The sequence below is a fragment of the Mycolicibacterium neoaurum ATCC 25795 genome (genome assembly GCF_000691525.1).
GTDB lineage: Bacteria > Actinomycetota > Actinomycetes > Mycobacteriales > Mycobacteriaceae > Mycobacterium > Mycobacterium neoaurum.
In genome coordinates, this window is sequence record NZ_JMDW01000001.1 from 26,983 (window position 1) to 50,824 (window position 23,842).

Genomic DNA, 23,842 nt, shown 5'->3' on the forward strand with positions numbered 1-23,842 from the left:
GCCAGTACGAAGCTCTCACGTAGGGCCTATGCGGGGCGGCGCTGATGAACCTGACTGAACTGCGCAAGGCGCTGGCCGCGATCGGTGTTCCTTCGCCGTTAGTTGCACTCGGTCGTCATGCTGATCTCGCTCGGTGCGTAGAGAGGTCTGATGAGGGACAATGGGAAGTGTTCTCGTACAAGCGGGGGAACAAGAATAGCCTGGCGTGTCTGAACACCGAATCTGAAGCTTGTTATCAATTGCTTGGCCGCTTGGCCTATAGTCAGTTGCTCGCCGGTGCGATCGGAGTCCGGTGACCAGCTTTCAGGACACCCACTTTTCGAGCGTCGATCGCTATGCGCTGGGAGTCGACACCAAGTCCGGTTGCCACTACTTTGCGATTCCGGTCAGCAACGGTGTGCTCGACTACGAAGAGCTTTCCGCGGTCACGCCGCCAGCATACAAACTGTTCATTCAAAATAGCTTTGCAGCAGCGAGATTCGCGCAAGAGTGCCGGCGCCGGGAACGCGGCGATTTGCTGCTGCAGCACCCCGGTACCAATTGTGGAACTCCGTTCTGACCATCGTGGACATTTCAGGCGATCCTGCTGCGATCAGCGCGGCATTACGATCGACAATACGTAGGGGGCAGGATCTTTCGGCACCATACGCACGAAAGTGGGAGGTGGGTGGCTGCGCTGCTACGAGGTCGCTGTACGTATACCCGTACGACGCCCTAGAAGTGTTCAGTACCGCCGTGAGTGATTTGGATGCCTCAGTTACGGCATCTACCAATGGGCTCTTGGTGTCGCGCGGATATACCCGGGCATGGATCGCAATCAACCGCAGTATTCGGGGAGAGGGCCCGCCCGACGCATACCTGATCGGCAGACACGCAGACCTGCTACCAGCGTATGTGGGGAACTCACCTCAAGTGGTCACGCAGATGCTGCAGCGCATCGCTGAACCAGCGGAACCGGTGCCGGAGTCACCAGAGCTCGTTATCGGCTTCCCCGGCATGACGGATCGAAAGATGACATACGTCGGCAGTTGGCGGTGGAACATTCATGGCGAGGCGCGAGACGACGAGTTCATCAGCCGCGCGGCGGTTGCGACGGTGGAAGCCATCAGGGCTAGAACCTAGCGATATCGAGTCGGTGATGCCCAGTGATTGATGGCTTTCCTTCCGAATACCGGCGAACGGTGCGCGCCTGGTACGAATGGCAAAGCTGCTATCTGCGGTCGCGAGGGCGCGTTCCTGGTGATGAAGGCCGGACTCCCGCCAAGTGGAAAACTGTTGGTGAGGTTTTTTGGGGCGCGGACCCACCTCGTGTACAAGACGGCATCTTCACATTCGGCAGTGCAGCAGGCGATCTGAAGTATTTCGTCGTCGCTGAGGCGGAGGCGTTCTTCATCGATGTGGAGGAACGTGGTTCGCGAGAACGGTATTGGATGTTTAGTCAGTTCGATGATCTCGAGAAGTACCTGCTGTTCATGATCAGCCAAGCTGCGCTCACCGATGCCAGCGGCGGATCGCTTCGAGCCCGATGGCAGAGGGAGGGGGCGGACCAGCGGGTCACTCTTTCGCAACCCGACCCCGAAAACTCTCCCGGAAGGATGTCCATCACCGTGAAGGGCGAAAGAGTCCCACGGTGCTGGATGGGTCGAGGCGATGCGATCACCTTCTCACACGGAATTGCGATGTCATACGAACAACTCGAGCGCTTGGTCAGAGAGGGATTATCGAGCGACGGCTTGCAAAGAAACGGCGGGGCCGAAGCTCATTAGCCACGCAATGTTCCGCTGAGAGCGTCGTCGCGCCTATATATCCATGACGGCGCTGTCAGGGGAACATTAGGGCCGGTAACCGCAGAACTACACCTGCGAATCCGGGAATGCGATGACCGACAGGAAGCGGATCGGCAACTCCACCAGGTCCACCGGGCCGTGCGCGCCCTCGCCGTCGATCTGCAGCGAGTCCCCGGGATGCAGCGTGTACACCGACCGGCTGTGGCTGTAGTCCATGACGCCTTCGAGCATGTAGATGAACTCGGTGCCGGGATGCTGGAACAACGGGTAGGTCTGACTCTTCTCGGTCAGCGTGACGTGCAGGCATTCCAGTCGCTTGTGCTCACCGCGCAGTGAGCTCAGCAGCTGGTACTCGTGGCCCTGCTTGGTGCCGTTGCGCACGATCGCCGCTCCGGTACCGGCTTTGACGAACGCCGCGGGCCGCTCCACATCCGCGCCGCGGAACAGGCTGGTCACCGGGACGTCCAGGCCGCGGGCCAACAGCGCCAAGGTGGACAGACTGCACGAGGTCTGCGCGTTCTCGATCTTGGACATCATGGCCTTGGAGATCCCCACCCGCGCCGCCATCTCGGCGACGGTCAGGCCGTGCTGCTGACGCAGTTGGCGCACGTTGCGACCGATCGCGGCCTCGAATTCCAACTCCTCGACCGGCTCCTGCGGGTCCCGCTCGCGGGCGGTCCCGGACTGGTTGCGAAGGAGCGGAACGTCGCTCACGGTGTGCCCCCTGTGCTCTAGCGCATCTCCCCGGCTCCGACGTACGGATACGGGCTCCTGAGCAGTGTGCCATCGGCGAACCGCGACAGTGCAAAGTCGGTCTCCGGAATGCGCGGGTCGGAGCTGGCACCCTCGGTCACCAGGTCGGCCACCAGCCGCCCCACCGCGGGGGCAATCTTGAACCCGTGCCCGCTGAACCCGGCCGCGACAATGAGGCCGTCCAGCCCACCGGCGGAGATCACCGGGTTCCAGTCCGGCGTGACGTCGTAGCAGCCGGCGTAGCTCCCGGAGATCGACGCGTCGACCAGGCCGGGGAAGCGGTCACCGACCTTCTGCACGGTCATCTCGACGAAGCTGTCCGTGGCCCGGTTCAGGTAATCGTCGGGATCGGCATCCTCGCAGTGTGCGAGATCGCTGTTGCCGAACAGGATCTCCCCGCCCAACTCGGGCCGCACATACTGCAGGGAGACCAGATCCGAGAACACCGGCACCGGCCCCAGGTTCAGCCCGGGGGAAATCGTGACGATCTGTTCGCGCACCACGCGGATCGGCACCTCGACGCCGACACCGGCCAGGAACGGTCGCGTCCATGCGCCGGTGGCGACCACGACGGTGCCCGCGGACACCTCCGTCCCGTCGGCCAGCCGGATGCCGGTGACCCGGTCACCGTCGAGCAGTAGCTCGGTGACGTTGGCGCCCTGCCTGATTCGTACACCGGCGGCACGGGCGGACACGGCGAAGGCCTGCGCCGTTTGGTAGGCGTCACCGTAGCCGCCGCGGGCCTCCCACCCGAACGCGGCGAACGGCTCGAGGTTCGCCGACGGCCACATCGCGGCCACCTCGTCGGCGCCGATCTCTTCGGTTTGTACACCGACCGCGCGCTGCGCGGCCAGGCTGCTGCGTAATGCCTGGACATTGGGTTCGCCGACGCCGACGACGTACCCGGTCTGCCGGAAACCGATGTCGGTCGCGTGCTCACCGAGGAACTGTTCGGGCTTCTCGAAGACGTCGAGGCTTGAGGTCGCCATCGCCGCCAGTGAGCTGACCCCGTAGTGACAGCGCACGATCCCGCTGGACTTACCGGTCATGCCCGAGCCGACCGTGTTGCGCTCGGCCACAAACACATCGGTGACCCCGCGCTGGCTCAGCGCCCACGCCGTCGCGGCGCCCTCCAACCCGCCGCCGACGATGACGACGTCTGCGGTGTCACTCACTGGCCCGGTATCCAGTTCGTTCCGGCCAACGGCACCCGGGCCATGGCGGCGGCCTCGATGGTGATGGCCACCAGGTCCTCCGGTTCCAGATGGGTGACGTGGGCCTTACCGCACGCCCGGGCGATGGTCTGCGCCTCCATGGTGAGCACCCGCAGGTAGTTGGCCAGCCGCCGGCCGCCCTCGATCGGGTCGAACCGGGCGGCCAACTCGGGATCCTGCGTGGTGATCCCCGCGGGGTCGCGCCCGTCCTGGAAATCGTCGTAGAAACCGGCCGAGCTGCCCAGCTTGCGGTACTCCTCCTCGTAGCGGGGGTGGTTGTCGCCCAGCGCGATCAGCGCCGCGGTGCCGATGGCGACGGCATCGGCGCCGAGCGCGAGCGCCTTGGCGACGTCCGCGCCGGTGCGGATGCCGCCCGAGACGATCAACTGCACGCCGTGCCGATGCACGTCGAGTTCCTGCAGAGCCTGCACGGCCTGGGGGACAGCGGCCAAGGTCGGGATCCCGACGTGTTCGATGAACACGTCCTGGGTGGCGGCGGTTCCGCCCTGCATACCGTCGACCACGACCACATCGGCACCGGCGTGGACGGCCAACTTCACGTCATAGTAGGTGCGGGTGGCACCGACCTTGACGTAGATGGGCTTCTCCCAATCGGTGATCTCCCGCAACTCGTTGATCTTGATGGTCAGATCGTCAGGGCCGGTCCAGTCGGGATGTCGGCACGCGCTGCGCTGGTCGATTCCTTCGGGGAGGGTCCGCATACCCGCGACGCGCTCGGAGATCTTCTGTCCCAGCAACATTCCGCCGCCGCCGGGCTTGGCGCCCTGGCCCAGCACGATCTCGATGGCATCGGCCTTGCGCAGATCGTCGGGATTCATCCCGTACCGCGACGGCAGGTACTGGTAGACCAGGTTCTTGCTCTGACCGCGTTCCTCGGGTGTCATCCCGCCGTCTCCGGTGGTCGTCGAGGTGCCTGCCTCGCTGGCCCCGCGGCCGAGCGCCTCCTTGGCCGGTCCGGACAGTGCGCCGAAGCTCATTCCGGCGATGGTGACCGGGATATCGAGGTGTAGAGGGTGTTTGGCGTGGCGGGAACCGAGCACCACATCGGTGCCGCAGCGCTCGCGGTAACCCTCCAGGGGGTAGCGCGACATCGACGCCCCCAGGAACAGCAGGTCGTCGAAATGCGGTAAGGGGCGTTTGGCACCCCAGCCGCGGATGTCGTAGATGCCGGTCTCGGCGGCACGCTGGATATCGGCGATGGTGTTGCGATCGAAAGTGGCGGATTCACGCATCAGTAGGCACTCGCATTGTCGACGTGGAAGTGGTACAGATTTCGGGCCGAGCCGTACCGGCTGTATTCGGACGTGTCATCGGAATATCCGGCTGCGGAGAGCAATTCAGCAAGCTCGGTGTGGTGCTCGGGACGCATGTCCTTCTTGATGCAGTCCGCGCCGAGTGAAGCGACCGCGCCGCGGACGTAGATGTGCGCCTCATAGATCGAGTCACCCAGTGCCTCACCGGCATCGCCGCGCACCACCAGCCTGCCGGCCTGGGCCATGAACGCGCTCATGTGACCGATGCTGCCGCCCACCACGATATCGACGCCCTTCATCGAGATGCCGCAGCGGGCGGCGGCATCACCCTCGATGACGAGCAGACCGCCATGCGCGGTGGCTCCGGCCGATTGCGAGGCGTTGCCCGTCACCCGGACGCTGCCGCTCATCATGTTCTCGGCCACACCGGTGCCGGCGTTTCCGTTGATGACGATCTCGGCGTGCTGGTTCATCCCGGCCGCGTAGTAGCCGACGTGTCCGTTGACGGTCACCCGCACCGGGGCGTCCAGCCCGACGGCCACATTGTGTGCGCCGTCGGGATTGTCGATGACGTAGGCGCTGCCGGGACTTGCGTTGTGCAGTGCCTTGTTGACCTCGCGCAAAGGTGTCGTGCGAAGGTCGTAATGCACTGACTGGGTCATCATCTCGTCCATGCGTAGACCACCTCCGGCTCCGGTTCCCAGATCTTTGCCGCCTCGACCCCGGGTAGCCCGGACAACGCTCGGTACTCGCTGGCCATGGCCACCCAGTCGGGCGTCTCGGCGATCACCGCCGGCTTACAGGCGATGGCATCGCGCACCACGGCGAACGAATCGTGGTTGGACACCAGCAACGTGTAGAAACCGTCGAAGGTGGCGCACAGTTCCTTCAGTGCGGTCTCGACATCCCGGCCGTCGGCCAGCTGTTGTGCGACGAAACGAGCGCCCACCTCGGTGTCGTTCTCGCTGTCGAAGACCACCCCCGCGCGTCGGAGATCGCGTCGGATCGTGGCGTGATTGGCAAAGGATCCGTTGTGCACCAGGCATTGTTGCGGTCCGACGGTGTAGGGGTGGCAACCCGACGGGGTCACCGCCGATTCCGTGGCCATCCGGGTATGCCCGACTCCCTGCCACCCGTGCGCCGCGGACAGTCCCCAGGCCTCGGTGAGCGCGCGCGGATGACCGACACCCTTGAGGACCGCCAGATCCGCACCGAAGCCGGCGATCAACGCCGTCGGGTACGCCGCGCGCACCCGTTCCAGCAGATCCTCCGACGGAGTGTCCGCCGCGAGCAGGTAGGTCGAATCGACCTGCACGACCTCGACATCGGGGCCGAGGTCGGGCGCATGGTCCAGGTCGGTCACCGACACACACCCGCGCCCCGGCGGCGACCACGCCGGATTACCGTAGACCGCGACTCCGGCCGAATCGGCTCCTCGATCGGCCATTTCGCCCAGCATCTCCGAGAGTAGTTCCCCCAGCTGGGGGTAGAGCTCCGGAGTGCGCAGGTGCAGTCCAACTATCCCGCACATACGTTGTCTTCCTTGTCTTCTCAGAATGCCGTCAGATACGAGTCGATCTCCCACGGCGTGACGGTGCCGTGGTAGGTGAAGAACTCCTCGCGCTTGATGGTCGCGAAGTAGCCGGACACGCCTTCGCCGGCCGCGTCGAGCACCCCGGCGACCACCGGGTCGGCGTCGAGTTCGTCGATGGCGTGCAGCAGTGTGGGCGGCAGGTTCGCCGGCCCCTGGGCGCCCACGGTGCCCGGATCGAGGCTGCGCTTGATGCCGTCGAGTCCGGCGCCCAGTGCGGCGGCGATCGCCAGATACGGATTGGCCGAACCGTCTCCGCCGCGCAGTTCGATGCGCTGGTTGTCCGGTACCCGGATGTAGTGGGTGCGGTCGTTACCGCCATAACTGGGCTTACGGGGCGCCCACGAGGCCCCCGAGGTGGTGCTGGTGGCCCCGGTCCGCTTGTAGGAGTTGACCGTCGGTGCGATGACCGACTGCAAAGCACAGGCGTGATCCAGGATGCCCGCGATGAACCCGTAGGCCGTCGCCGACAGTCCCAAGCCCTTATCGTCGGTGTCACAGGGGAACGCCGGTGTGCCCCCACTGGTGAGCGACAGGTGGAAGTGCAAGCCCGATCCGGTGCGATCGCCGAACGGTTTGGGCATGAAGGTGGCGATCATGTCGCGTTCGGCGGCGATCATCGACAGCAGGTAGCGCAGCGTGACCACGCGGTCGGCGGTCACCATCGCCTCGGCGAAGGCGAAGTTCTGCTCGAATTGCCCGTTACCGTCCTCGTGGTCGTTGGCGTAGTTGGACCACCCCAGGCTGTTCATCGCCGTCGAGATGTCGGTCAGGTGCTCATACATCCGGGTGACACCGCGTGCGTCGTAACAGGGTTGTGCCGCTGTGTCATCGGCGTCGGCGGTGACAAGACCGCCTTCGGGAGTGCGGCGCAGCAGGAAGTACTCGACCTCGGCGCCCACCCACGGTTCGAAACCGGCGTCGGCGGCCTGGGCCACCAGGTTCTTGAGGATGACCCGCGGTGCGTACGGCCACGGCGCACCGTTGACATGAGGGTCGCAATGCACCAGGGCCAGCCCTTCTTTGATGAAGGGGATCGGCGTGAACGACGACGGGTCCGGGATGGCGATCAGGTCGGGATCCTTGGGTTCTTGGCCCATGGCGCCGACGGCGTAGCCCGCGAAGCCGACGCCCTCGGTCGCCAGCTGGTCAACAGCTTCGACGGGAACCAGTTTGGCGCAAGGCTTTCCGCGCAGGTCGACGAACAACGCGAGGATGAATCGGGTGCCGTGTTCTTCGGCGAGGGTGGCGAGATCGGTGGTCATGGTTACCAGAACTTTCGTCATCTTGTTATGACTCGTCTCTTTGTAAGAAACAGAGTATCACTGTGTGAAACACATGCAAGCCGAGGAAACCCCGACGACCCGAAGTCGCCGGGGAATCATCGGGAACCTCAGGCCAATTCGAACTCGTAGGCCGAATCGCGGTGGAACGTGGCGTCGATACCCTTCTCCTCCTCATCGGGGGAGATGCGGATGCCCATGGTCTTCTTGATGGCGAAGGCGATGACGAAGGCGATGCCGAACGAGTAGGCCATCACCGCGCCCGCTGCCACGGCCTGCTTCCAGAGCAGATCGATACCGCCGCCGTAGAACAGCCCGTTGACGCCGTTGGGCATCCCCTCGCTGGCGAACAGGCCGATCAGCAGCGTGCCGATGACACCGCCGACGAGGTGCACGCCGACCACATCCAGAGAATCGTCGTAGCCGAACTTCTCCTTCAGCCCGACCGCGTAGACGCAGATGGCTCCGGCGATCCCGCCGACGAAGATGGCGCCGATGGGCGTGACCGCGCCGCACGCCGGGGTGATGGCGACCAGGCCGGTGATGGCGCCCGAGGCTGCACCGACGCCGGTGACGTGTCCGGTCTTGATCTTCTCGACCGCCAGCCAGGCCAGGATGGCCGCGCAGGTTGCCACGAAGGTCGTCACCATGACGATGGCCGCCGAATTGCCCGCCGCCAGTGCCGAACCGCCGTTGAAGGCGTACCACCCGGCCCACAGCATCCCGGCGCCCAACAGGGTCAGCGGGACGTTGTGCGGCTTGCGCAGCTGGCCGAACATCGCGGACTTGCCGAGCACGATGGCCAGCGCCAGGGCCGCGGCGCCCGCGTTGATGTGCACCGCGGTGCCGCCGGCGAAGTCGACCGCGCCGAGGGTGTTGGCGATCCAGCCACCCACCGAGTTCTCGGTGACGACACCGTCGAACGCGAAGACCCAGTGCGCGACCGGGAAATAGACCAGCACCGCCCAGACCGCCGCGAAGATCATCCAGGCGCCGAATTTCATCCGGTCGGCCACCGCGCCGGAGATGAGGGCGACCGTGATGGCCGCGAAGAGGGCCTGGAACAGCGCGAACAAACTGATCGGCAGTCCGGACAGGGTGGTCATGGATTCCAGCAGGTTGGTCATCCCTGCGAATTCGGTGATGTTGCCGACGAAGCCCCCGATGGACGTGCCGAACACCATCGAGAATCCGAACAGCACCCAGAGCAAGCCGACCACCGCGACGGCGCCGAACGTCATCATCATCATGTTGGTCGAGCTCTTGACCGAGACCATGCCGCCGTAGAACAACGCGAGGCCGGGGATCATCAGCGTCAGACCGATGATGCAACACAGAATGAAGGCCGTGGTTCCTGTATCCATCTACATCTCCTGGAATGCGCGGCCCGAGCGGGCCGACCACTGGCAGTAACCTCCGTTTCTGTTACGTCAACAGCATCGCCGCGTTGCGCGCCGGTAAACGGTTTCGGGCCCCGGCGGTGCGGCCACAACGGTGGAGGTGAAAAAGGGATGCGCTGACCCCTTATCCTTGTCAGGACATCCCCGGCTGGTCGAGAGGTACACAGTGGCGCTCGTCGTGCAGAAATACGGCGGATCATCGGTTGCAGATGCCGACCGGATCCGGCGCGTCGCCGAGCGCATCGTGGAGACCAAGAAGGCGGGCAACGACGTCGTCGTGGTCTGTTCGGCGATGGGGGACACCACCGACGACCTGTTGGATTTGGCCCGCCAGGTATCCCCGGCCCCGCCGGCGCGCGAGATGGACATGCTGCTCACCGCCGGTGAGCGGATCTCCAACGCGCTGGTCGCGATGGCCATCGAGTCGATGGGCGCCCAGGCGAGGTCCTTCACCGGGTCGCAGGCCGGCATCGTCACCACCGGCACCCACGGCAACGCCAAGATCATCGACGTCACCCCGGGCCGGCTGCGCGATGCGCTGGATGACGGTGTCATCGTGCTGGTCGCCGGTTTCCAGGGCGTCAGCCAGGACAGCAAGGACGTCACCACCATGGGCCGCGGCGGCTCGGATACCACCGCCGTCGCGCTGGCCGCCGCGCTGAACGCCGACGTCTGCGAGATCTACACCGACGTCGACGGCATCTTCACCGCCGACCCCCGAATCGTGCCCAATGCCCGTCACCTGGACCACGTCTCCTTCGAGGAGATGCTGGAAATGGCCGCCTGCGGGGCCAAGGTGCTGATGCTGCGTTGCGTGGAATACGCGCGCCGCTACAACGTTCCGATACACGTCCGCTCGTCGTACTCGGATAAGCCCGGAACCATCGTCAACGGATCGATCGAGGACATCCCCATGGAAGACGCCATCCTGACCGGAGTCGCCCACGACCGCAGCGAGGCCAAGGTCACCGTCGTCGGCCTGCCCGATGTACCCGGATACGCCGCCAAAGTGTTCCGCGCGGTCGCCGACGCCGACGTCAACATCGACATGGTGCTACAGAACATCAGCAAGATCGAGGACGGCAAGACCGACATCACCTTCACCTGCTCGCGGGAGAACGGCCCGTCGGCGGTGCAGAAACTCACCTCTCTGCAGAGTGAGATCGGCTTCACCCAGGTGCTCTACGACGATCACATCGGCAAGGTGTCCCTCGTCGGTGCCGGGATGCGCACCCATCCGGGCGTCACCGCCACGTTCTGCGAGACCCTGGCCGAGGCGGGTATCAACATCGAGTTGATCTCCACCTCCGAGATCCGGATCTCGGTCCTGGTCCGCGATACCGACCTGGACAAGGCCGTGGCCGTGCTGCACGAGGCCTTCGGTCTCGGTGGTGACGAGGAAGCGATCGTGTACGCAGGATCGGGGATCTAGTAACCATGGTGAACATCGGTGTGATCGGCGCCACCGGCCAGGTCGGCCAGGTCATGCGCAAGCTGCTGGACGACCGCAACTTCCCGGCCAGCTCGGTGCGGTTCTTCGCCTCGCCGCGCTCGGAGGGCAAGAAGCTGACCTTCCGCGGCCAGGAGATCGAGGTCGAGAACGCCGAGACCGCCGACCCGTCCGGGCTGGACATCGCGCTGTTCTCGGCCGGCGCGACCATGTCGCGTGTGCAGGCACCGCGGTTCGCCGCCGCCGGTGCGGTCGTGGTGGACAACTCCTCGGCCTGGCGCAAGGACCCGGACGTTCCGTTGGTGGTCAGCGAGGTCAACTTCGACCGGGACGTACGCGGTGTCCAGCTCAAGAAGGGCATCATCGCCAACCCCAACTGCACCACCATGGCCGCCATGCCGGTGCTCAAGCCCCTGCACGACGAGGCCGGCCTGACCCGGCTTATCGTGTCGAGCTATCAGGCCGTCTCCGGCACCGGTCTGGCCGGTGTCGAGGAATTGGCCACCCAGGCGCGTGCCGTCATCGACGGTGTCGAGCAGCTGGTGCACGACGGCTCGGCGCTGGATTACCCGGCCCCGGTCAAATACGTTGCGCCCATTGCCTTCAACGTGGTCCCGTTGGCCGGGTCGTTGGTCGACGACGGCTCCGGTGAGACCGACGAGGACCAGAAGCTGCGCAACGAGAGCCGCAAGATCCTCGGAATTCCCGAGCTCGCCGTCAGCGGCACCTGCGTGCGGGTTCCGGTGTTCACCGGGCACTCGCTGTCGATCAACGCCGAGTTCGCCGAGCCGCTGTCGGTGGCCCGCGCTCAGCAACTGCTGGCCGGCGCCCCCGGTGTGTCACTGGTCGACGTGCCGACGCCGCTGGCTGCCGCCGGTGCCGATGACTCGCTGGTCGGCCGCATCCGTCAGGACCCCGGCGTGCCCGACGGTCGCGGCCTGGCATTGTTCGTCTCCGGCGACAATCTGCGGAAGGGCGCCGCGCTGAACACCATCCAGATCGCCGAACTGCTGGCCGCTCAGTTGTGATCCGCGGCACGGCGGCGGTCCTGGTGGCTGCCGTGGTGCTCGCCTCCCCGGCGCACGCCGATCTGCGGCTGCAGCCCGGCCAGGTTCTGATGCTCGGACCGGTCGCCGGAACCGGCACGGCCACCGGGGATTACGGTATCGGCGCCACCGATCTGTGTGAGTTCATGGAATTCCCCAGTCGGCTGCTGCAGGTCTGTGGTGACAGTTTCGCCGGGCAGGGCGTCGGCTACGGCGGCTGGTACTCCCCGGTCGCGCTGCATGTGGATCCGGATTCCATCACCGGCGTCCTGCGCGTCACCGGCGTGTCCGGCGTCGACACGCCGCTGCTGGCGGATCCGACCCCGCCCGGCGCCTCCCAGCTGCCCGCCGGTGTGGTGGCGATCAACCGGGAGAACTATCTGCTGGTGACCACCACCCAAGCGCTCCGGCCCGCGTCGTCGCGTTTGGTGAAAGCCGATGCCGCACAGGGTAACTGGGCAACTGTCGCGGGTTCACAACGCCCCGCCGGGTACGCCGGCGGCGGCCAGTCGCAGATCAGCGGCTACTACGATCCGGTGCCGACGCCGGAATCCGAACGTGGCTGGGTGTACATCGTCGCCGACAACTTCGACAGGACCGCGCCGGTCACCCTGTATCGCGTTGCGCCTCAGCATTTCCCGGATCGTGCCGCATGGCAGGGTTGGTCGGCCGAGCGCGGATGGGGTGGCGACCCCACCCCGCTGTGGGGTGACCGGATCGGTGAGATGAGCATCCGGCAGATCGACGGTAGGACCGTGTTGTCCTACTTCAACGCCAGCACCGGCAACATGGAGGTGCGGGTGGCGAACGACCCGACGCAACTCGGATGGGCGCCGGTCACCACCGTCGTGCGCGCGGCGCCCTGGCCCGAGCGGCCCGAGGAGCTGCCCGCCCCGGACGACAACCGGCTGGCCCAGCCGTACGGTGGGTACATCTGTCCGGCATCGACGCTCGAGGAGCTCCGGGTGTTCGTCAGCCAGTGGAACACCTCACCGCGCGGCGGAACGCCGTACCGGGTACTCCAATACGCGGTCAATCCGCGTCAACCTGCGGAACGTTTCAGTGCCGGGTAGGTATGGCAATACTGGGGCAGGGGCCGTGTGGCGCCCGGGAGGAGACAGATGTCATCGCAGGCAGCCGAGCCGACAGATTCTGCGGCCGAGGGGCAGGCCAACGAGCCTGCCGATATCACCTTCGACGAACACCTGCATCCGGCCCGCCCCCGAACCCTGCGATCCCGGCCGCGGGTCCGCAGCCCCTTCGTGCGGCGGTCGTTGGCCCAGGACGGATCACCCACCGGCGACAACCCCGCGTACGTGTCCTGGCTGCTCTCGCAGTCCATGCTGTCGGACGCCAACGAAATCAGCCAGCAGTTCTCCGGGCAGGGCTCGATGTGGCAGAACCCGTTCGCCAGGCCCAACCCGCGCGGTGCTGTCGACACCGCCTCCGTGTGGTTCACGGCTTATCCGCTCTCGCTGATCACCCGACCGGACGAGTCCTTCCTCAAGGCGATGGCCGATGAGGAAATGTGGAAGGCGTTCGCGGAGATCGGAATTCAGGCGGTGCACACCGGTCCGGTGAAACGTGCCGGTGGTATTTCGGGTTGGCAGCAGACCCCCAGCGTTGATGGACACTTCGACCGGATCAGCACGCAGATCGACCCGGCGTTCGGTACCGAGGACGAGTTCCGGCAGATGTGTGGCACCGCCAACTGGTACGGCGGCACCATCATCGACGACATCGTGCCCGGCCACACCGGTAAGGGCGCGGACTTCCGGCTCGCCGAGATGAAGTACGCCGACTATCCCGGCATCTACCACATGGTCGAGATCGACGAACAGGACTGGGAGCACCTGCCGGCCGTACCTGCCGGTGCGGACTCGGTGAACGTCGACTCCGTCACCGAGGACTGGCTGGACAAGGCCGGGTACATCATCGGCAAGTTGCAGCGCGTCATCTTCTACGCCGAGGGCATCAAGGAAACCAACTGGAGCGTGACCCGCCCGATCGTCGGCGTCGACGGTATCGAGCGACGCTGGGTGTACTTGCACTACTTCAAGGACGGGCAGCCCTCGATCAACTGGCTGGATCCCAGTTTCGCCGGTATGCGGTTGGTGATCGGTGATGCGCTGCACTCGCTCAGTGATCTCGGCTCGGGCGGTCTGCGGTTGGACGCCAACGGATTTCTGGGGGCGGAGAAATCGGCAGAGGATGACGTCGGCTGGTCGGAGGGCCATCCGCTGTCGCAGGCGGCCAACCAATTCATCGGCAGCATGGTGCGCAAGCTCGGCGGATTCACCTTCCAGGAGCTCAATCTCACCATCGACGACATCCGAGACAACAGCCTCGCCGGTTCGGATCTGTCCTACGACTTCATCAACCGGCCCGCCTATCACCATGCGCTGGCGACCGCGGACACCGAGTTCCTGCGGCTGACTCTGCGGACCACACTGGACACCGACGTCGACCCGGCGTCACTGGTGCACGCACTGCAGAACCACGACGAGTTGACCTACGAGTTGGTGCACTGGTCGGCGGGCCACCGCGATGACCACTACACCTACAAAGGCCAGGACGTCACCGGTGAGCAACTGGGACAGGCGATCCGTGACGACCTCACCCATACCCTGACCGGACCGGATGCCCCGTACAACCTGGTGTTCACCACCAACGGCATCGCCTGCACCACAGCGACGGTGATAGCCGCGACGCTGGGCTACTCGGATCTGGTCGATATCGAAGATATCGACCGGATCAGGCGGGCCCATCTGCTGTTGGCCATGTTCAACGCGCTGCAGCCCGGTGTCTTCGCGCTGTCGGGATGGGATCTCTGCGGCATGTTGACGCTGCCGGCCGACCAGGTCAGCGAGCTGCTGCGCGGTGGTGACACCCGCTGGATCCACCGTGCCGCCCACGATCTGATGGGTGTCAATCCGAACGCGACGCACTCCAGCGAGGGCATGCCGCGCGGAACCAGTCTGTACGGGTCGATACCCGAGCAACTGGCCGACGAGACCAGCTTCCTGCGCCAGCTGCAGGCGATCCTGCGGGTGCGGACGCACTTCGGCATCGCCACCAGCCGCCAGATCGACATCCCTGAGGTGTCCCACCGCGGAATGCTGGTGATGGTGCATCAGCTCGATGACCCGCACCAGCTACAGCTGACGGTGCTCAACTTCGCGAACGAGGAGATAGCCGGCACCGTGCGGTCGGAGTTCCTGCCGCCGCAGGCGGTGGTGACCGACATGTTCAGCGGTAAGACGCTCGCGCACGTCGACGATCTGCACAGCTTCCCGGTCGAGATGCCGCCGCACCACGGAATGAGCCTGCTGGTGGAGCTACCGCTCACAGCGGATTCATAAGTGGCAACCAGCCAGGGCATCGGCTGGCCTCGGCATCATGAATCCATGAGCGAAAGTGAGCACGCCGATAACCCGACCGCGCCGACCGCGGTGCAGGCATCACCGCCACCGCCGCCCCCACCCGTGGCGCCTCCGCCGCCGGTGCATCCGGAGCGGGCACGTCCGAACCGGCTGATCCAGGTGGCTGCCTGGGTGGGCATCGTGGCGGGCACGGTGTTCGTGGTCGCAGTCATCTTCTTCTCCGGTTTCATCCTCGGCAAGAGCTCCGACGGTGACCGGCACCACGGGCCGCCCCGCGACGATATCGAGATGTTCCACCGGGGCGGTCCGCCCCCGATGGGGCCGCCGCATGTGCTGTTCCCCGGCGGTCCGCGCTTCCAGGGCGGCCCGGACTTCGAGATCGGACCACCCCCGGGTGCGGGTCAAGGCCAAGGCCCGATGCCCGGGCCGACGACCGTACCGCGCTGAGAACCTTAAGAAACATCTGTAACTCTTGGCACTCGCGGCCCAGTCGTGAGAGTGTCGCTAACCATGACACGCCGAACTTCGCGCCTTGCCGCGCTGATCGGAGTTTTCGTGGTAGCGGCGACGCTGGTGGCGTGTGGCGGTCGCGAACCCGATATCGCGGCCGCCACCGTCTTCGCCGTGGGTGACTGCGTCCAGATCGACGCGGGTCAGGCGCCCGACCCCGACCCGGCCCGCGCCACCGAGACATCGTGCACCGCGGATCCCAGCTACACCGTGGGCGCCACCACAGACGCCGCCGGTGAGTGCCCGACCGCCGAGTATCAGCATCTGCCCAGCGGTTACGCCGACCCGTCGACCGCGCGGTTGTGCCTGGTGCCCAACCTGGTGGCCGAGCAGTGCTATCTGATGGAGATGCCGATCGGGCTGGTCGAGAAGGCCGATTGCCGCGACCGCGGGCAGGGCGTGCTGGTGCAGGTCACGCAGCGGCTGGACGTCCGTGACCAGTCGGCATGCCCGGCGACCGCGGGCACCTATGCCTGGCCCTACCCGCAGCCGGCCCGCACCTACTGCACCCAGACGCTGTTCTGATCCGCTGGCATGATCGGTGCCATGCGCCAGACCTACGCCGTCGCGGTCATGGTGGGAGCCGTCCTGACGAGCCTCGCCGCGGTACCGGTGGCCTCGGCCAGGCCGTCGGATCCCGGGGTCGTCGGTTACGCCGTGCTGCCGAAGGGCTCGGTGAGCAATATCGTCGGCGCACCGCTGGCCTGGGAGGCCGAGTTCACCGCGCCGGGCCAGGCCTTCTACGTCGACAACCCGGCCTGCAACAACTGGGCCGATATCGGCCTGCCCGATGTGTACGCCGACCCGGACCTGGCCTCCTTCAAGAGTGCGCTCGCCCAGACATCGGCGACGGACACCACCCGCCTCGTCAAGCAGGCCGTCGGGGTGTTTGCGACCAACGAGGCCGCCACACGGGCCTACCAGCGCGTCACGGACCGGACGACCGGCTGCGCAGGCCAGACGACGGCCATGCACCTGGACAATTTCGTGACGCAGGTCTGGACGTTCACAGCGGGGACGGTCACGCCGACCGACGCGGTTTGGGTCAAACAGGAGGCGGGTATTGACCGTCGGTGCTTCACCCAGACCCGGTTACGGGAAAACGTTCTGCTGCAGGCGAAAGTCTGTCAGCCGGGAAACGGCGGACCGGCGGTGAACGTGCTGGCCGGAGCCATGCAGAACACCCTGGGCCAGTAGCGGCGAACAAATCCCTGGGAATATGTCAGACCCTTCTGGAAGATTGAGTGAGACAGGGTCCTGATCGGGGAGGGGTGGTTCCGATGTCGGCCACCACTACGTGGGATGTGGATTGTCCGTCCGGACAGACCGCGGCCGCGATCGCCGCATCCTGTCTGCACGACGGTCCGGTGGGCACGGTCGGGATGGAGGTCGAGGCGCACTGCTTCGACCTGACCGATCCGATGCGCCGACCCGGCTGGGAGGAACTGAGCGTCCTCATCGCCGCGGCACCGGCACTACCCGGGGGCAGCGCCATCACCGTCGAGCCGGGTGGGGCCGTCGAACTCTCCGGCCCGCCGTGTGCCGACGTGGTCTCCGCGATCAGCGGCATGACAGCCGACCGCCGCGTGCTGAACACCTACTTCGCCGAGCACGGATTGGGATTGGTGTTGCTCGGAACCGACCCGCTGCGGCCGACGCAGCGGGTCAACCCCGGAGCCCGTTACCAGGCTATGGAGCAGTTCTTCGCCGCGACGGGTACCGGCGCGGCCGGCGCGGCCATGATGACCTCGACGGCGTCGATGCAGCTGAATGTGGAGGCCGGCCCGCGGGCGGGGTGGGCGGACAGGGTTCGGTTGGCGCACGCGCTGGGACCCACCATGATCGCGCTGTCGGCCAATTCGCCGCTGTTGAACGGCGAGTTCACCGGCTGGCGCAGCACCAGGCAGCGCGTCTGGGGACAGCTCGATTCGGCACGTTGCGGACCGGTGCTCGGCGACCGTGGTGATGATCCGGCGGCCGACTGGGCGAACTATGCGCTGCGGGCGCCGGTGATGCTCGTACGCACCCCCGAGGCGGTTCCGATGACGGAGTTCGTCTCCTTCGCCGACTGGGCCGACGGACACGTCGTGCTGGGCGGGCGGTCTCCGACCACCGAGGATCTCGCCTATCACCTCACCACGCTGTTCCCGCCGGTGCGCCCCCGCCGCTGGCTGGAGATCCGTTATCTGGACAGCGTCCCCGACGCGGTCTGGCCTGCGGTGGCCTTCACCCTGGCGACCCTGTTGGACAACCCAGACGCAGCCGAGATCGCAAGGGCGGCAACTGAATCGGTCTCTTCGGCCTGGGACCGGGCGGCGCGGTTCGGACTGGCCGACCCGCAGTTGCACACCGCGGCCCGCCGTTGCGTGGAAGCGGCGGCCGAGTACGCGCCCGCCGAACTGGCCGTACCGATGCACCGGCTACTGATGAATGTGCACGAGGGGCGAAGCCCTGCCGACGACTTCAGCGACCGGGTACAGCTCCGGGGGTTGGCGTCGGCGATCACCGAACGTGTGGGGGATGAGTGAGCACACCTGACCTTTTGGCCGCCGAGCTCACCAGGGCGCGTGATCGCACGCTGGCGCTGGTGGACTTCGACGATGCCGAGTTGTTGCGGCAGTACGACCCGCTGATGAGTCCGCTGGTGTGGGACCTGGCCCATATCGGTCAGCAGGAGGAGTTCTGGTTGTTGCGGGGCGGGAACTCCGCCGCCCCGGGCATGCTCGCGCCCGACGTCGAGAAACTCTACGACGCCTTCGTCCATTCCCGGGCCAGCCGGGTCGACCTGCCGTTGTTGCCGCCCACCGACGCCAGGGCCTATTGCCGTGATGTGCGCAACCGTGTGCTCGACACCCTGGAACACAGCACCGAACTGTTCCCATTCGGCCTGGTCATCTCCCACGAGAACCAACACGACGAGACCATGCTGCAGGCACTGAATCTGCGCTCGGGACCACCGATCCTGCCCGCTGGATCTCCGTTGCCGGTCGGCAGGGGCGGCGTGGTGGGCACGTCGGTGCTGATCCCCGGCGGTCCGTTCACCCTGGGGGTCGATGCGTCCGCTGAACCGTACTCGTTGGACAATGAGCGCCCCGCGCACACCGTCGAGGTCGACGCCTTCCGCATCGGGCGGGTCCCGGTCACCAATGCCGAATGGCGTGTGTTCATGGCCGACGGTGGGTACCGGACACGGCAGTGGTGGTCCGATGCCGGTTGGGCGCATCGGACGCAGGCCGCCCTGGTGGCACCGGGATTCTGGAACGACGACGGTAGCCGTACCCGGTTCGGCTATCGCGAGGACATCCCCGGCGACGAGCCGGTGCAGCACATCACCTATTACGAGGCCGAGGCGTATGCCGCGTGGGCCGGTGCGCGGCTGCCCACCGAGATCGAATGGGAGAAGGCATGCGCCTGGGACCCGACGGCCGGTATGCGGCGTCGATATCCCTGGGGGGCAGCCGAACCCGACGCCGAGCGGGCCAACCTGGGTGGCCGGTCATTGCGGCCGGCACCGGTGGGGGCGTACCCCGCCGGCGCGTCCGCCTACGGGGTGGAACAAATGCTCGGTGACGTCTGGGAATGGACCTCCTCGCCGCTGCGGCCGTGGCCGGGATTCAGCCCGATGATCTACGACCGCTACAGCGTTCCCTTCTTCGAGACCGCCACATCGACAGGGGACTACCGCGTGCTGCGTGGCGGCGCGTGGTCGGTGGCCGGGGATATCCTGCGGCCCAGCTTCCGCAACTGGGACCACCCGATCCGGCGGCAGATCTTCTCGGGCCTGCGGTTGGCCTGGGATGTGTAGACATCTGGGCTGGCTCGGGGCGCCGGTTTCGGCGGCCTCGGTGGTTCTCGATCCGCCCAGCGGACTATTGGTGCAGTCCTATGCGCCACGGCGGCAGAAGCACGGCACCATCAACGCCGACGGGTGGGGTGTCGGGTTCTTCGACGAGGGCCCGCGGCGATGGCGGAGTGACAAACCGCTGTGGGGGGACGCCTCGTTCGCGTCGGTGGCCCCGGCGCTGCGCAGCGGATGCATCGTCGCGGCGGTGCGTTCGGCCACGGTGGGCATGCCGATCGAACCATCGGCATCGGCGCCGTTCACCGACGGCAGTTGGCTGCTCTCGCACAACGGTGTCGTCGACCGCGAGGTGCTCCCCGCGACCCGGGATGCGGAATCCTCGGTCGACAGTGCGGTGTTGGCGGCGCACATCTTCCAGCGCGGCATGGCGGTCCTCGGGGAGACCATCGCCGAGATCGGCGCCCGCGATCCCGGCGCGCGGCTGAATATCCTGGCAGGGGACGGTTCGCGGCTGCTCGCCACGACGTGGGGCGACACCCTGTTCGCGCTGGAACGGGCCGACGGCACCGTGCTGGCCAGCGAACCCTACGACGACGACCCGGACTGGCTCGACATCCCCGACCGGCACCTCGTCGAGGTATCGGCGACGGGCCTGATGCTCACCCCTTTGGAAGGACCACGATGACCACCCACCTGGAAAACTCGTTGCGCCGAGATGTGGCCGAAGGTCTGCGTCGGAACCCGAAGTCGTTGCCGCCCAAGTGGTTCTACGACAGCGTCGGAAGTGATCTGTTCGATCAGATCACCCGGCTGCCGGAGTACTACCCGACGCGCACCGAGGCGAAGATTCTCGGTGAGCACGCCGCGGACATCGCCGAGGTATCTGGTGCGGACACCCTCGTCGAACTGGGCAGCGGCACCTCGGAGAAGACCCGGTTGTTGCTGGACGCATTCCGCGCGCGCGGTGTGCTGCGCCGGTTCATCCCCTTCGATGTCGACCCGTCGGTGCTCGGCGCGGCCGCGACGGCGCTGCACACCGAGTATCCCGATCTCGAGATCGACACCGTGTGTGGCGATTTCGAGCAGGACCTACCGACGATCCCCAAGATCGGCAGGCGGATGGTGGTGTTCCTCGGCTCGACCATCGGCAACCTGACCGCGGGACCGCGCGCCGATTTCCTTGCTGCGGTGGCCGATACGATGCAAACGGGTGACTCGCTGCTGCTTGGCACCGATCTGGTCAAGGATGTCGATCGGCTGGTTCGCGCCTACGATGATGCCGCCGGGGTCACCGCGGCATTCAACCGCAATGTGCTGGCTGTGGTGAACCGCGAACTCGGTGCCGACTTTGACCCATCCGCGTTCGCCCACGTGGCGAAGTGGAACGACACCGAAGAACGTATCGAGATGTGGTTGAGGTCAACATTGGCTCAACGGGTTCACGTCCGCGACCTGGATCTGACGGTCGACTTCGAAGCCGGTGAGGAGATGCTGACCGAGGTCTCGTGCAAGTTCCGGCCCGCCGGCATCGCCGATGAGCTGGCGGCTGCCGGTCTGACCCGCACCCATTGGTGGACCGACCCCGCCGGCGATTTCGGTGTGTCCCTGGCGGTCAAATGAGCCTGGCCGAGCAGTGGCGTGCCGCTCGGGTGCCGGTGGCCGGTGTGCATCTGGACAGCGCGGCGTGCTCGCGGCAGAGCAACGCCGTGATCGAGGTGGCCGCGGTACATGCCCGACACGAGGCCGAGGTCGGCGGTTACGTCGCCGGTGAGGCCGCGGCTCCCGCCCTCGATGCGGGACGGGCCGCGGTCCGGGCGCTGGCCGGTATGACCGAGGCCGAGGTCGTCTTCACGACCGGATCGAACCATGCACTCGACCTCCTGTTGAGCAGCTGGCAGGGTCCCCGGACGGCGGCCTGCCTGCACGGCGAGTACGGCCCGAACCTGACGATCATGGCGGCCAACGCGTTCGAGGTCCGGTTGTTCCCGGTCGACGAGTCGGGCCGGTTGCGCATCGACGCTGCGGCCGGTGTGCTGCGTGCCGATCCGCCCGCGCTTGTTCATCTGACGGTGCTGGGCAGCCACCGCGGGATCGTCCAGCCGCTGGCCGAGCTCGCGCAGGTGTGCCGCGATCTCGGATTGCCGTTGGTGGTGGATGCTGCGCAGGGACTGGGACACGTCGACTGTGCGGTGGGGGCCGACGTCCTCTACACGTCGTCGCGTAAATGGCTGGCCGGGCCCCGGGGTGTCGGTGCGCTCGCGGTGCGGCCCGAACTGTATGCACAGTTGGTGCCCCGGTGGGCCCCGATGGAGCTGCACGAAGCCAATATCGGTTCTCGGCTGGGCTTTTCGCTGGCGCTGGGTGAGTATCTCGCCGCTGGACCTGCCGACACCCAAGCCCGGCTTGCCGAGATCGGTGCGCTGACCCGCGGCGTCCTGGCAGATATCGTGGGCTGGCAGGTCGTCGAGCCGGCCGCCGAGCCCAGCGCGATCACCACGCTGCGTCCGCTCGAGGGCGCCGAGCCGGCAGCGGTGCGGGCACGGTTGATCGCCGAGCACGGGATCATCACCACCGCATGCGAAGTGGGTCGGGCACCTCACGAGATGGACGGGCCCGTGCTGCGGGTGTCACCACACGTCGACGGCTCGGCAGCGGATCTGGAGCGATTCGCCGCGGCGTTGATGGCCGTCAGTTCGTAGTGCCGATGATCGAGCGGACGGCAGCCTCGTCGCCGTCGATCTCGATCACCCCGAGGGCGCGCGCATCGTCGATGGTCAAGGCCCCTGCGGCCAGGCCGAGGATGTATTCGGGCGCGCCGTGCAGCGTGCCGGCCAGTTCGCGACCGTCGGGTGTCCCCACCGTGAAACCCGCGCGGGAAGCGTTGAGCTGCAGAGCCATATCCTCACCGGCGAGACCGATCGACACGGCGGCACGGACCTTCACGCGGGCGGCCAGCAGGGCCGGGATCGCGACTGTCAGCCACTCGTGGCGGAACGTGTCGCCCTCGGGTCCGCGCACCATCAACGGGGTGGACCAGCGGATCAAGCCCTCGATGGGTTCGCGCAGTTCGGCGCCCCAGGCAGTGAGGGCGTATTCGACAGTGCTGCCGTCGCCGAGCCGGCGCTCGACGACGCCCGCCGATTCCAGTTCGCGCAAGCGGTCGGCGAGCAGGTTGGTGGCGATCCCCGGCAGCCCGGCGACAAGATCACGGTAACGGGCCGGTGCGATCAGCAGCTGGCGGACGATGAGCAGATTCCATCGATCGCCCACGATTTCCAGTGAGCGGGCCAGCCCGCAGTATTGGCCGTATCGACGCATCGTCCATTCTCCAATCGCTTGAGAAAATAAAGTGTATATGAGACGGTCAAGTGTATGACCGATACTGCGAATCGCGTCCGACCGGATTGGGTCGACGACGAATTGTTTCCCTTCGAAAGTCACTTCGTCGATATCGACGGGAATTCCGTGCATTACATCGACGAGGGTTGCGGCCCCATCTTGCTTCTGCTGCATGGCAATCCGACGTGGTCGTTCCTCTGGCGTGATGTCGTGCGGGAACTGCGGCGCGACTACCGCTGCATAGCGCTGGACTATCCGGGATTCGGGCTGTCGACGGCCCGGTCCGGCTACCGGTTCGCGCCGCAGGAACACGCGGAGGTGGTGGCGTCCTTCGTCGACGAGCTCGCCCTGGACGATGCGACCCTGATAGGGCAGGACTGGGGTGGACTGATCGGGCTGGCCGTCGCGCAGCGTCGCCCGGAGCTATTCCGGCGTCTGGTCCTGGCCAACACCTGGGCGTGGCCGGTCAACGGCATCCTGCACTTCGAGGCGTTCGGGCACATCATGGGCGGACCGCTGACCCGTCTGCTGGTCCGCCGGTTCAACCTTCTCGTCAGCGCCTTCATCCCGGTGGGACACAAGCGCCGCAAGCCCTCCGATTCCGAGATGGAGCACTACCGACGAGCGCTGGACACTCCGGCCCGTCGGCAGGCGAGCGCCGTGCTCCCCGGTGCGGTGCTGTCCTGTCGCACGTTCTTCGCAGCGGTCGAGGCCGGACTGCCGGCCATCGCGCACCTACCCACGCTGATCATCTGGGGCGATGCCGATATCGCCTTCCGCCCCCAGGAGCGCGAACGGCTGGAACGCGAGTTCCCCGATCATCAGACCGTGATCGTCAAGGGTGCCGGCCTCTATGTGGAGTCCGACGCGCCCGACGAGTTCGTCGCCGCGTTCCGCGGGTGGTCCGCACGCCCCTAGAGCGCCTCTGCTGACAGGTGGGCCATGACCTACCCGATCGGACGGTTTCGGCGTTCCGGACGGCGGGTCCTGAGCCGAAGCCATTGTGACGC

25 protein-coding genes are annotated in these 23,842 nt (G+C 66.3%); 17 read left to right on the plus strand and 8 right to left on the minus strand.

Annotation, left to right across the window (positions count from 1 at the left end; genetic code table 11):
* Positions 1-44: 44 nt before the first annotated feature.
* The 4 genes from IC40_RS27695 (at position 45) to IC40_RS27705 (ending at position 1,766) form a co-directional block, all read left to right on the plus strand.
* Positions 45-296 carry a hypothetical protein gene (locus tag IC40_RS27695; protein WP_138158211.1) on the plus strand — a complete coding sequence of 84 codons (252 nt, stop codon included), beginning with the start codon at positions 45-47 and terminating at the stop codon, positions 294-296.
* Complete coding sequence (locus IC40_RS0100130; protein WP_030132754.1) at positions 293-559, plus strand: hypothetical protein; 267 nt, start codon at positions 293-295, stop codon at positions 557-559. The genes IC40_RS27695 and IC40_RS0100130 overlap by 4 nt, the downstream gene beginning before the upstream one ends.
* 176 nt (positions 560-735) lie before the next feature.
* Positions 736-1,122 carry a hypothetical protein gene (locus IC40_RS27700; RefSeq protein ID WP_138158212.1) on the plus strand — a complete coding sequence of 129 codons (387 nt, stop codon included), beginning with the start codon at positions 736-738 and terminating at the stop codon, positions 1,120-1,122.
* Positions 1,123-1,145: 23 nt separating this feature from the next.
* A complete protein-coding gene (locus IC40_RS27705) occupies positions 1,146-1,766 on the plus strand; it encodes an Imm61 family immunity protein (protein ID WP_138158213.1) in 621 nt (206 codons plus the stop codon).
* An 87-nt stretch (positions 1,767-1,853) separates the two neighbouring features.
* Here the strand turns inward: IC40_RS27705 and IC40_RS0100145 are convergent, their stop codons facing one another.
* The 7 genes from IC40_RS0100145 to IC40_RS0100175 form a co-directional block, all read right to left on the minus strand.
* Positions 1,854-2,501, minus strand: a complete 648-nt coding sequence (locus IC40_RS0100145) for a type II toxin-antitoxin system RelB family anti-toxin (protein ID WP_019510693.1) — start codon at positions 2,499-2,501, stop codon at positions 1,854-1,856.
* Positions 2,502-2,518: 17 nt separating this feature from the next.
* Positions 2,519-3,715, minus strand: a complete 1,197-nt coding sequence (locus IC40_RS0100150) for an NAD(P)/FAD-dependent oxidoreductase (RefSeq protein ID WP_030132757.1) — start codon at positions 3,713-3,715, stop codon at positions 2,519-2,521.
* On the minus strand, positions 3,712-5,007 hold the full coding sequence (locus tag IC40_RS0100155; protein WP_030132758.1) for an FMN-binding glutamate synthase family protein: 1,296 nt from the start codon (positions 5,005-5,007) through the stop codon (positions 3,712-3,714). The genes IC40_RS0100150 and IC40_RS0100155 overlap by 4 nt, the downstream gene beginning before the upstream one ends.
* Positions 5,007-5,702, minus strand: a complete 696-nt coding sequence (locus IC40_RS0100160; RefSeq protein WP_030132759.1) for a protein glxC — start codon at positions 5,700-5,702, stop codon at positions 5,007-5,009. Before IC40_RS0100160 ends, IC40_RS0100155 begins: the two co-directional genes overlap by 1 nt.
* Positions 5,690-6,559 carry a class II glutamine amidotransferase domain-containing protein gene (locus tag IC40_RS0100165; RefSeq protein ID WP_030132760.1) on the minus strand — a complete coding sequence of 290 codons (870 nt, stop codon included), beginning with the start codon at positions 6,557-6,559 and terminating at the stop codon, positions 5,690-5,692. The genes IC40_RS0100160 and IC40_RS0100165 overlap by 13 nt, the downstream gene beginning before the upstream one ends.
* A 20-nt stretch (positions 6,560-6,579) precedes the next feature.
* Complete coding sequence (gene glnT, locus IC40_RS0100170; protein WP_030132761.1) at positions 6,580-7,884, minus strand: type III glutamate--ammonia ligase; 1,305 nt, start codon at positions 7,882-7,884, stop codon at positions 6,580-6,582.
* Between the two features lie 128 nt (positions 7,885-8,012).
* Positions 8,013-9,266 carry an ammonium transporter gene (locus IC40_RS0100175; protein WP_030132762.1) on the minus strand — a complete coding sequence of 418 codons (1,254 nt, stop codon included), beginning with the start codon at positions 9,264-9,266 and terminating at the stop codon, positions 8,013-8,015.
* A gap of 202 nt (positions 9,267-9,468) precedes the next feature.
* On the opposite strand from IC40_RS0100175, the gene IC40_RS0100180 reads away from it, so the two are divergent.
* The 12 genes from IC40_RS0100180 (at position 9,469) to egtE (ending at position 22,192) form a co-directional block, all read left to right on the plus strand.
* Entirely contained in the window at positions 9,469-10,734 is a 1,266-nt protein-coding gene (locus IC40_RS0100180; protein ID WP_030132763.1) for an aspartate kinase, read from the plus strand.
* Between the two features lie 5 nt (positions 10,735-10,739).
* The gene (locus IC40_RS0100185; RefSeq protein ID WP_030132764.1) at positions 10,740-11,780 is read left to right on the plus strand and encodes an aspartate-semialdehyde dehydrogenase; all 1,041 of its coding nucleotides are present in this window, start codon (positions 10,740-10,742) and stop codon (positions 11,778-11,780) included.
* Entirely contained in the window at positions 11,777-12,871 is a 1,095-nt protein-coding gene (locus IC40_RS0100190) for a DUF4185 domain-containing protein (RefSeq protein WP_030132765.1), read from the plus strand. Before IC40_RS0100185 ends, IC40_RS0100190 begins: the two co-directional genes overlap by 4 nt.
* Before the next feature lie 48 nt (positions 12,872-12,919).
* Complete coding sequence (gene treS / locus IC40_RS0100195; protein WP_030132766.1) at positions 12,920-15,160, plus strand: maltose alpha-D-glucosyltransferase; 2,241 nt, start codon at positions 12,920-12,922, stop codon at positions 15,158-15,160.
* Between the two features lie 45 nt (positions 15,161-15,205).
* Positions 15,206-15,628: a hypothetical protein gene (locus tag IC40_RS0100200; RefSeq protein WP_030132767.1), complete on the plus strand. Its 423-nt coding sequence runs from the start codon at positions 15,206-15,208 to the stop codon at positions 15,626-15,628.
* Between the two features lie 63 nt (positions 15,629-15,691).
* Positions 15,692-16,216: a hypothetical protein gene (locus IC40_RS0100205; RefSeq protein WP_030132768.1), complete on the plus strand. Its 525-nt coding sequence runs from the start codon at positions 15,692-15,694 to the stop codon at positions 16,214-16,216.
* A 21-nt stretch (positions 16,217-16,237) separates the two neighbouring features.
* Complete coding sequence (locus IC40_RS0100210) at positions 16,238-16,888, plus strand: sensor domain-containing protein (protein ID WP_372494000.1); 651 nt, start codon at positions 16,238-16,240, stop codon at positions 16,886-16,888.
* A gap of 83 nt (positions 16,889-16,971) precedes the next feature.
* Positions 16,972-18,219, plus strand: coding sequence for an ergothioneine biosynthesis glutamate--cysteine ligase EgtA (egtA, locus tag IC40_RS0100215; RefSeq protein WP_030132770.1), 1,248 nt, complete (start codon positions 16,972-16,974; stop codon positions 18,217-18,219).
* A complete protein-coding gene (egtB, locus tag IC40_RS0100220; protein ID WP_030132771.1) occupies positions 18,216-19,496 on the plus strand; it encodes an ergothioneine biosynthesis protein EgtB in 1,281 nt (426 codons plus the stop codon). The genes egtA and egtB overlap by 4 nt, the downstream gene beginning before the upstream one ends.
* Complete coding sequence (gene egtC, locus IC40_RS0100225; protein WP_030132772.1) at positions 19,489-20,178, plus strand: ergothioneine biosynthesis protein EgtC; 690 nt, start codon at positions 19,489-19,491, stop codon at positions 20,176-20,178. The genes egtB and egtC overlap by 8 nt, the downstream gene beginning before the upstream one ends.
* Complete coding sequence (gene egtD, locus IC40_RS0100230) at positions 20,175-21,113, plus strand: L-histidine N(alpha)-methyltransferase (RefSeq protein ID WP_030132773.1); 939 nt, start codon at positions 20,175-20,177, stop codon at positions 21,111-21,113. Before egtC ends, egtD begins: the two co-directional genes overlap by 4 nt.
* Positions 21,110-22,192 (plus strand): ergothioneine biosynthesis PLP-dependent enzyme EgtE, encoded by a 1,083-nt coding sequence (egtE, locus tag IC40_RS0100235; protein WP_036469091.1) that lies wholly within the window; start codon positions 21,110-21,112, stop codon positions 22,190-22,192. Before egtD ends, egtE begins: the two co-directional genes overlap by 4 nt.
* On the opposite strand, the gene IC40_RS0100240 is transcribed toward egtE, so the two are convergent.
* Positions 22,182-22,811: a winged helix-turn-helix transcriptional regulator gene (locus tag IC40_RS0100240; RefSeq protein WP_030132775.1), complete on the minus strand. Its 630-nt coding sequence runs from the start codon at positions 22,809-22,811 to the stop codon at positions 22,182-22,184. The genes egtE and IC40_RS0100240 overlap by 11 nt on opposite strands.
* A gap of 54 nt (positions 22,812-22,865) precedes the next feature.
* Here IC40_RS0100240 and IC40_RS0100245 point away from each other — a divergent pair, with 54 nt between their 5' ends.
* Positions 22,866-23,750: an alpha/beta fold hydrolase gene (locus tag IC40_RS0100245; RefSeq protein WP_030132776.1), complete on the plus strand. Its 885-nt coding sequence runs from the start codon at positions 22,866-22,868 to the stop codon at positions 23,748-23,750.
* Positions 23,751-23,842 lie beyond the last annotated feature (92 nt).

Bases quoted from the DNA above. Each gene is read 5' to 3' on its own strand.
- IC40_RS0100240 (WP_030132775.1), bottom strand. From the start codon at position 22,811: ATGCGTCGATACGGCCAATACTGCGGGCTGGCCCGCTCACTGGAAATC.
- IC40_RS27695 (WP_138158211.1), top strand. From the start codon at position 45: ATGAACCTGACTGAACTGCGCAAGGCGCTGGCCGCGATCGGTGTTCCT.
- egtC (WP_030132772.1), top strand. From the start codon at position 19,489: ATGTGTAGACATCTGGGCTGGCTCGGGGCGCCGGTTTCGGCGGCCTCG.
- egtD (WP_030132773.1), top strand. From the start codon at position 20,175: ATGACCACCCACCTGGAAAACTCGTTGCGCCGAGATGTGGCCGAAGGT.
- egtE (WP_036469091.1), top strand. From the start codon at position 21,110: ATGAGCCTGGCCGAGCAGTGGCGTGCCGCTCGGGTGCCGGTGGCCGGT.
- IC40_RS0100205 (WP_030132768.1), top strand. From the start codon at position 15,692: ATGACACGCCGAACTTCGCGCCTTGCCGCGCTGATCGGAGTTTTCGTG.
- IC40_RS0100165 (WP_030132760.1), bottom strand. From the start codon at position 6,559: ATGTGCGGGATAGTTGGACTGCACCTGCGCACTCCGGAGCTCTACCCC.
- egtA (WP_030132770.1), top strand. From the start codon at position 16,972: ATGTCGGCCACCACTACGTGGGATGTGGATTGTCCGTCCGGACAGACC.
- IC40_RS0100245 (WP_030132776.1), top strand. From the start codon at position 22,866: ATGACCGATACTGCGAATCGCGTCCGACCGGATTGGGTCGACGACGAA.
- IC40_RS0100175 (WP_030132762.1), bottom strand. From the start codon at position 9,266: ATGGATACAGGAACCACGGCCTTCATTCTGTGTTGCATCATCGGTCTG.
- glnT (WP_030132761.1), bottom strand. From the start codon at position 7,884: ATGACCACCGATCTCGCCACCCTCGCCGAAGAACACGGCACCCGATTC.
- IC40_RS0100185 (WP_030132764.1), top strand. From the start codon at position 10,740: ATGGTGAACATCGGTGTGATCGGCGCCACCGGCCAGGTCGGCCAGGTC.
- IC40_RS0100160 (WP_030132759.1), bottom strand. From the start codon at position 5,702: ATGGACGAGATGATGACCCAGTCAGTGCATTACGACCTTCGCACGACA.
- IC40_RS0100200 (WP_030132767.1), top strand. From the start codon at position 15,206: ATGAGCGAAAGTGAGCACGCCGATAACCCGACCGCGCCGACCGCGGTG.
- treS (WP_030132766.1), top strand. From the start codon at position 12,920: ATGTCATCGCAGGCAGCCGAGCCGACAGATTCTGCGGCCGAGGGGCAG.
- IC40_RS0100155 (WP_030132758.1), bottom strand. From the start codon at position 5,007: ATGCGTGAATCCGCCACTTTCGATCGCAACACCATCGCCGATATCCAG.
- IC40_RS0100210 (WP_372494000.1), top strand. From the start codon at position 16,238: ATGCGCCAGACCTACGCCGTCGCGGTCATGGTGGGAGCCGTCCTGACG.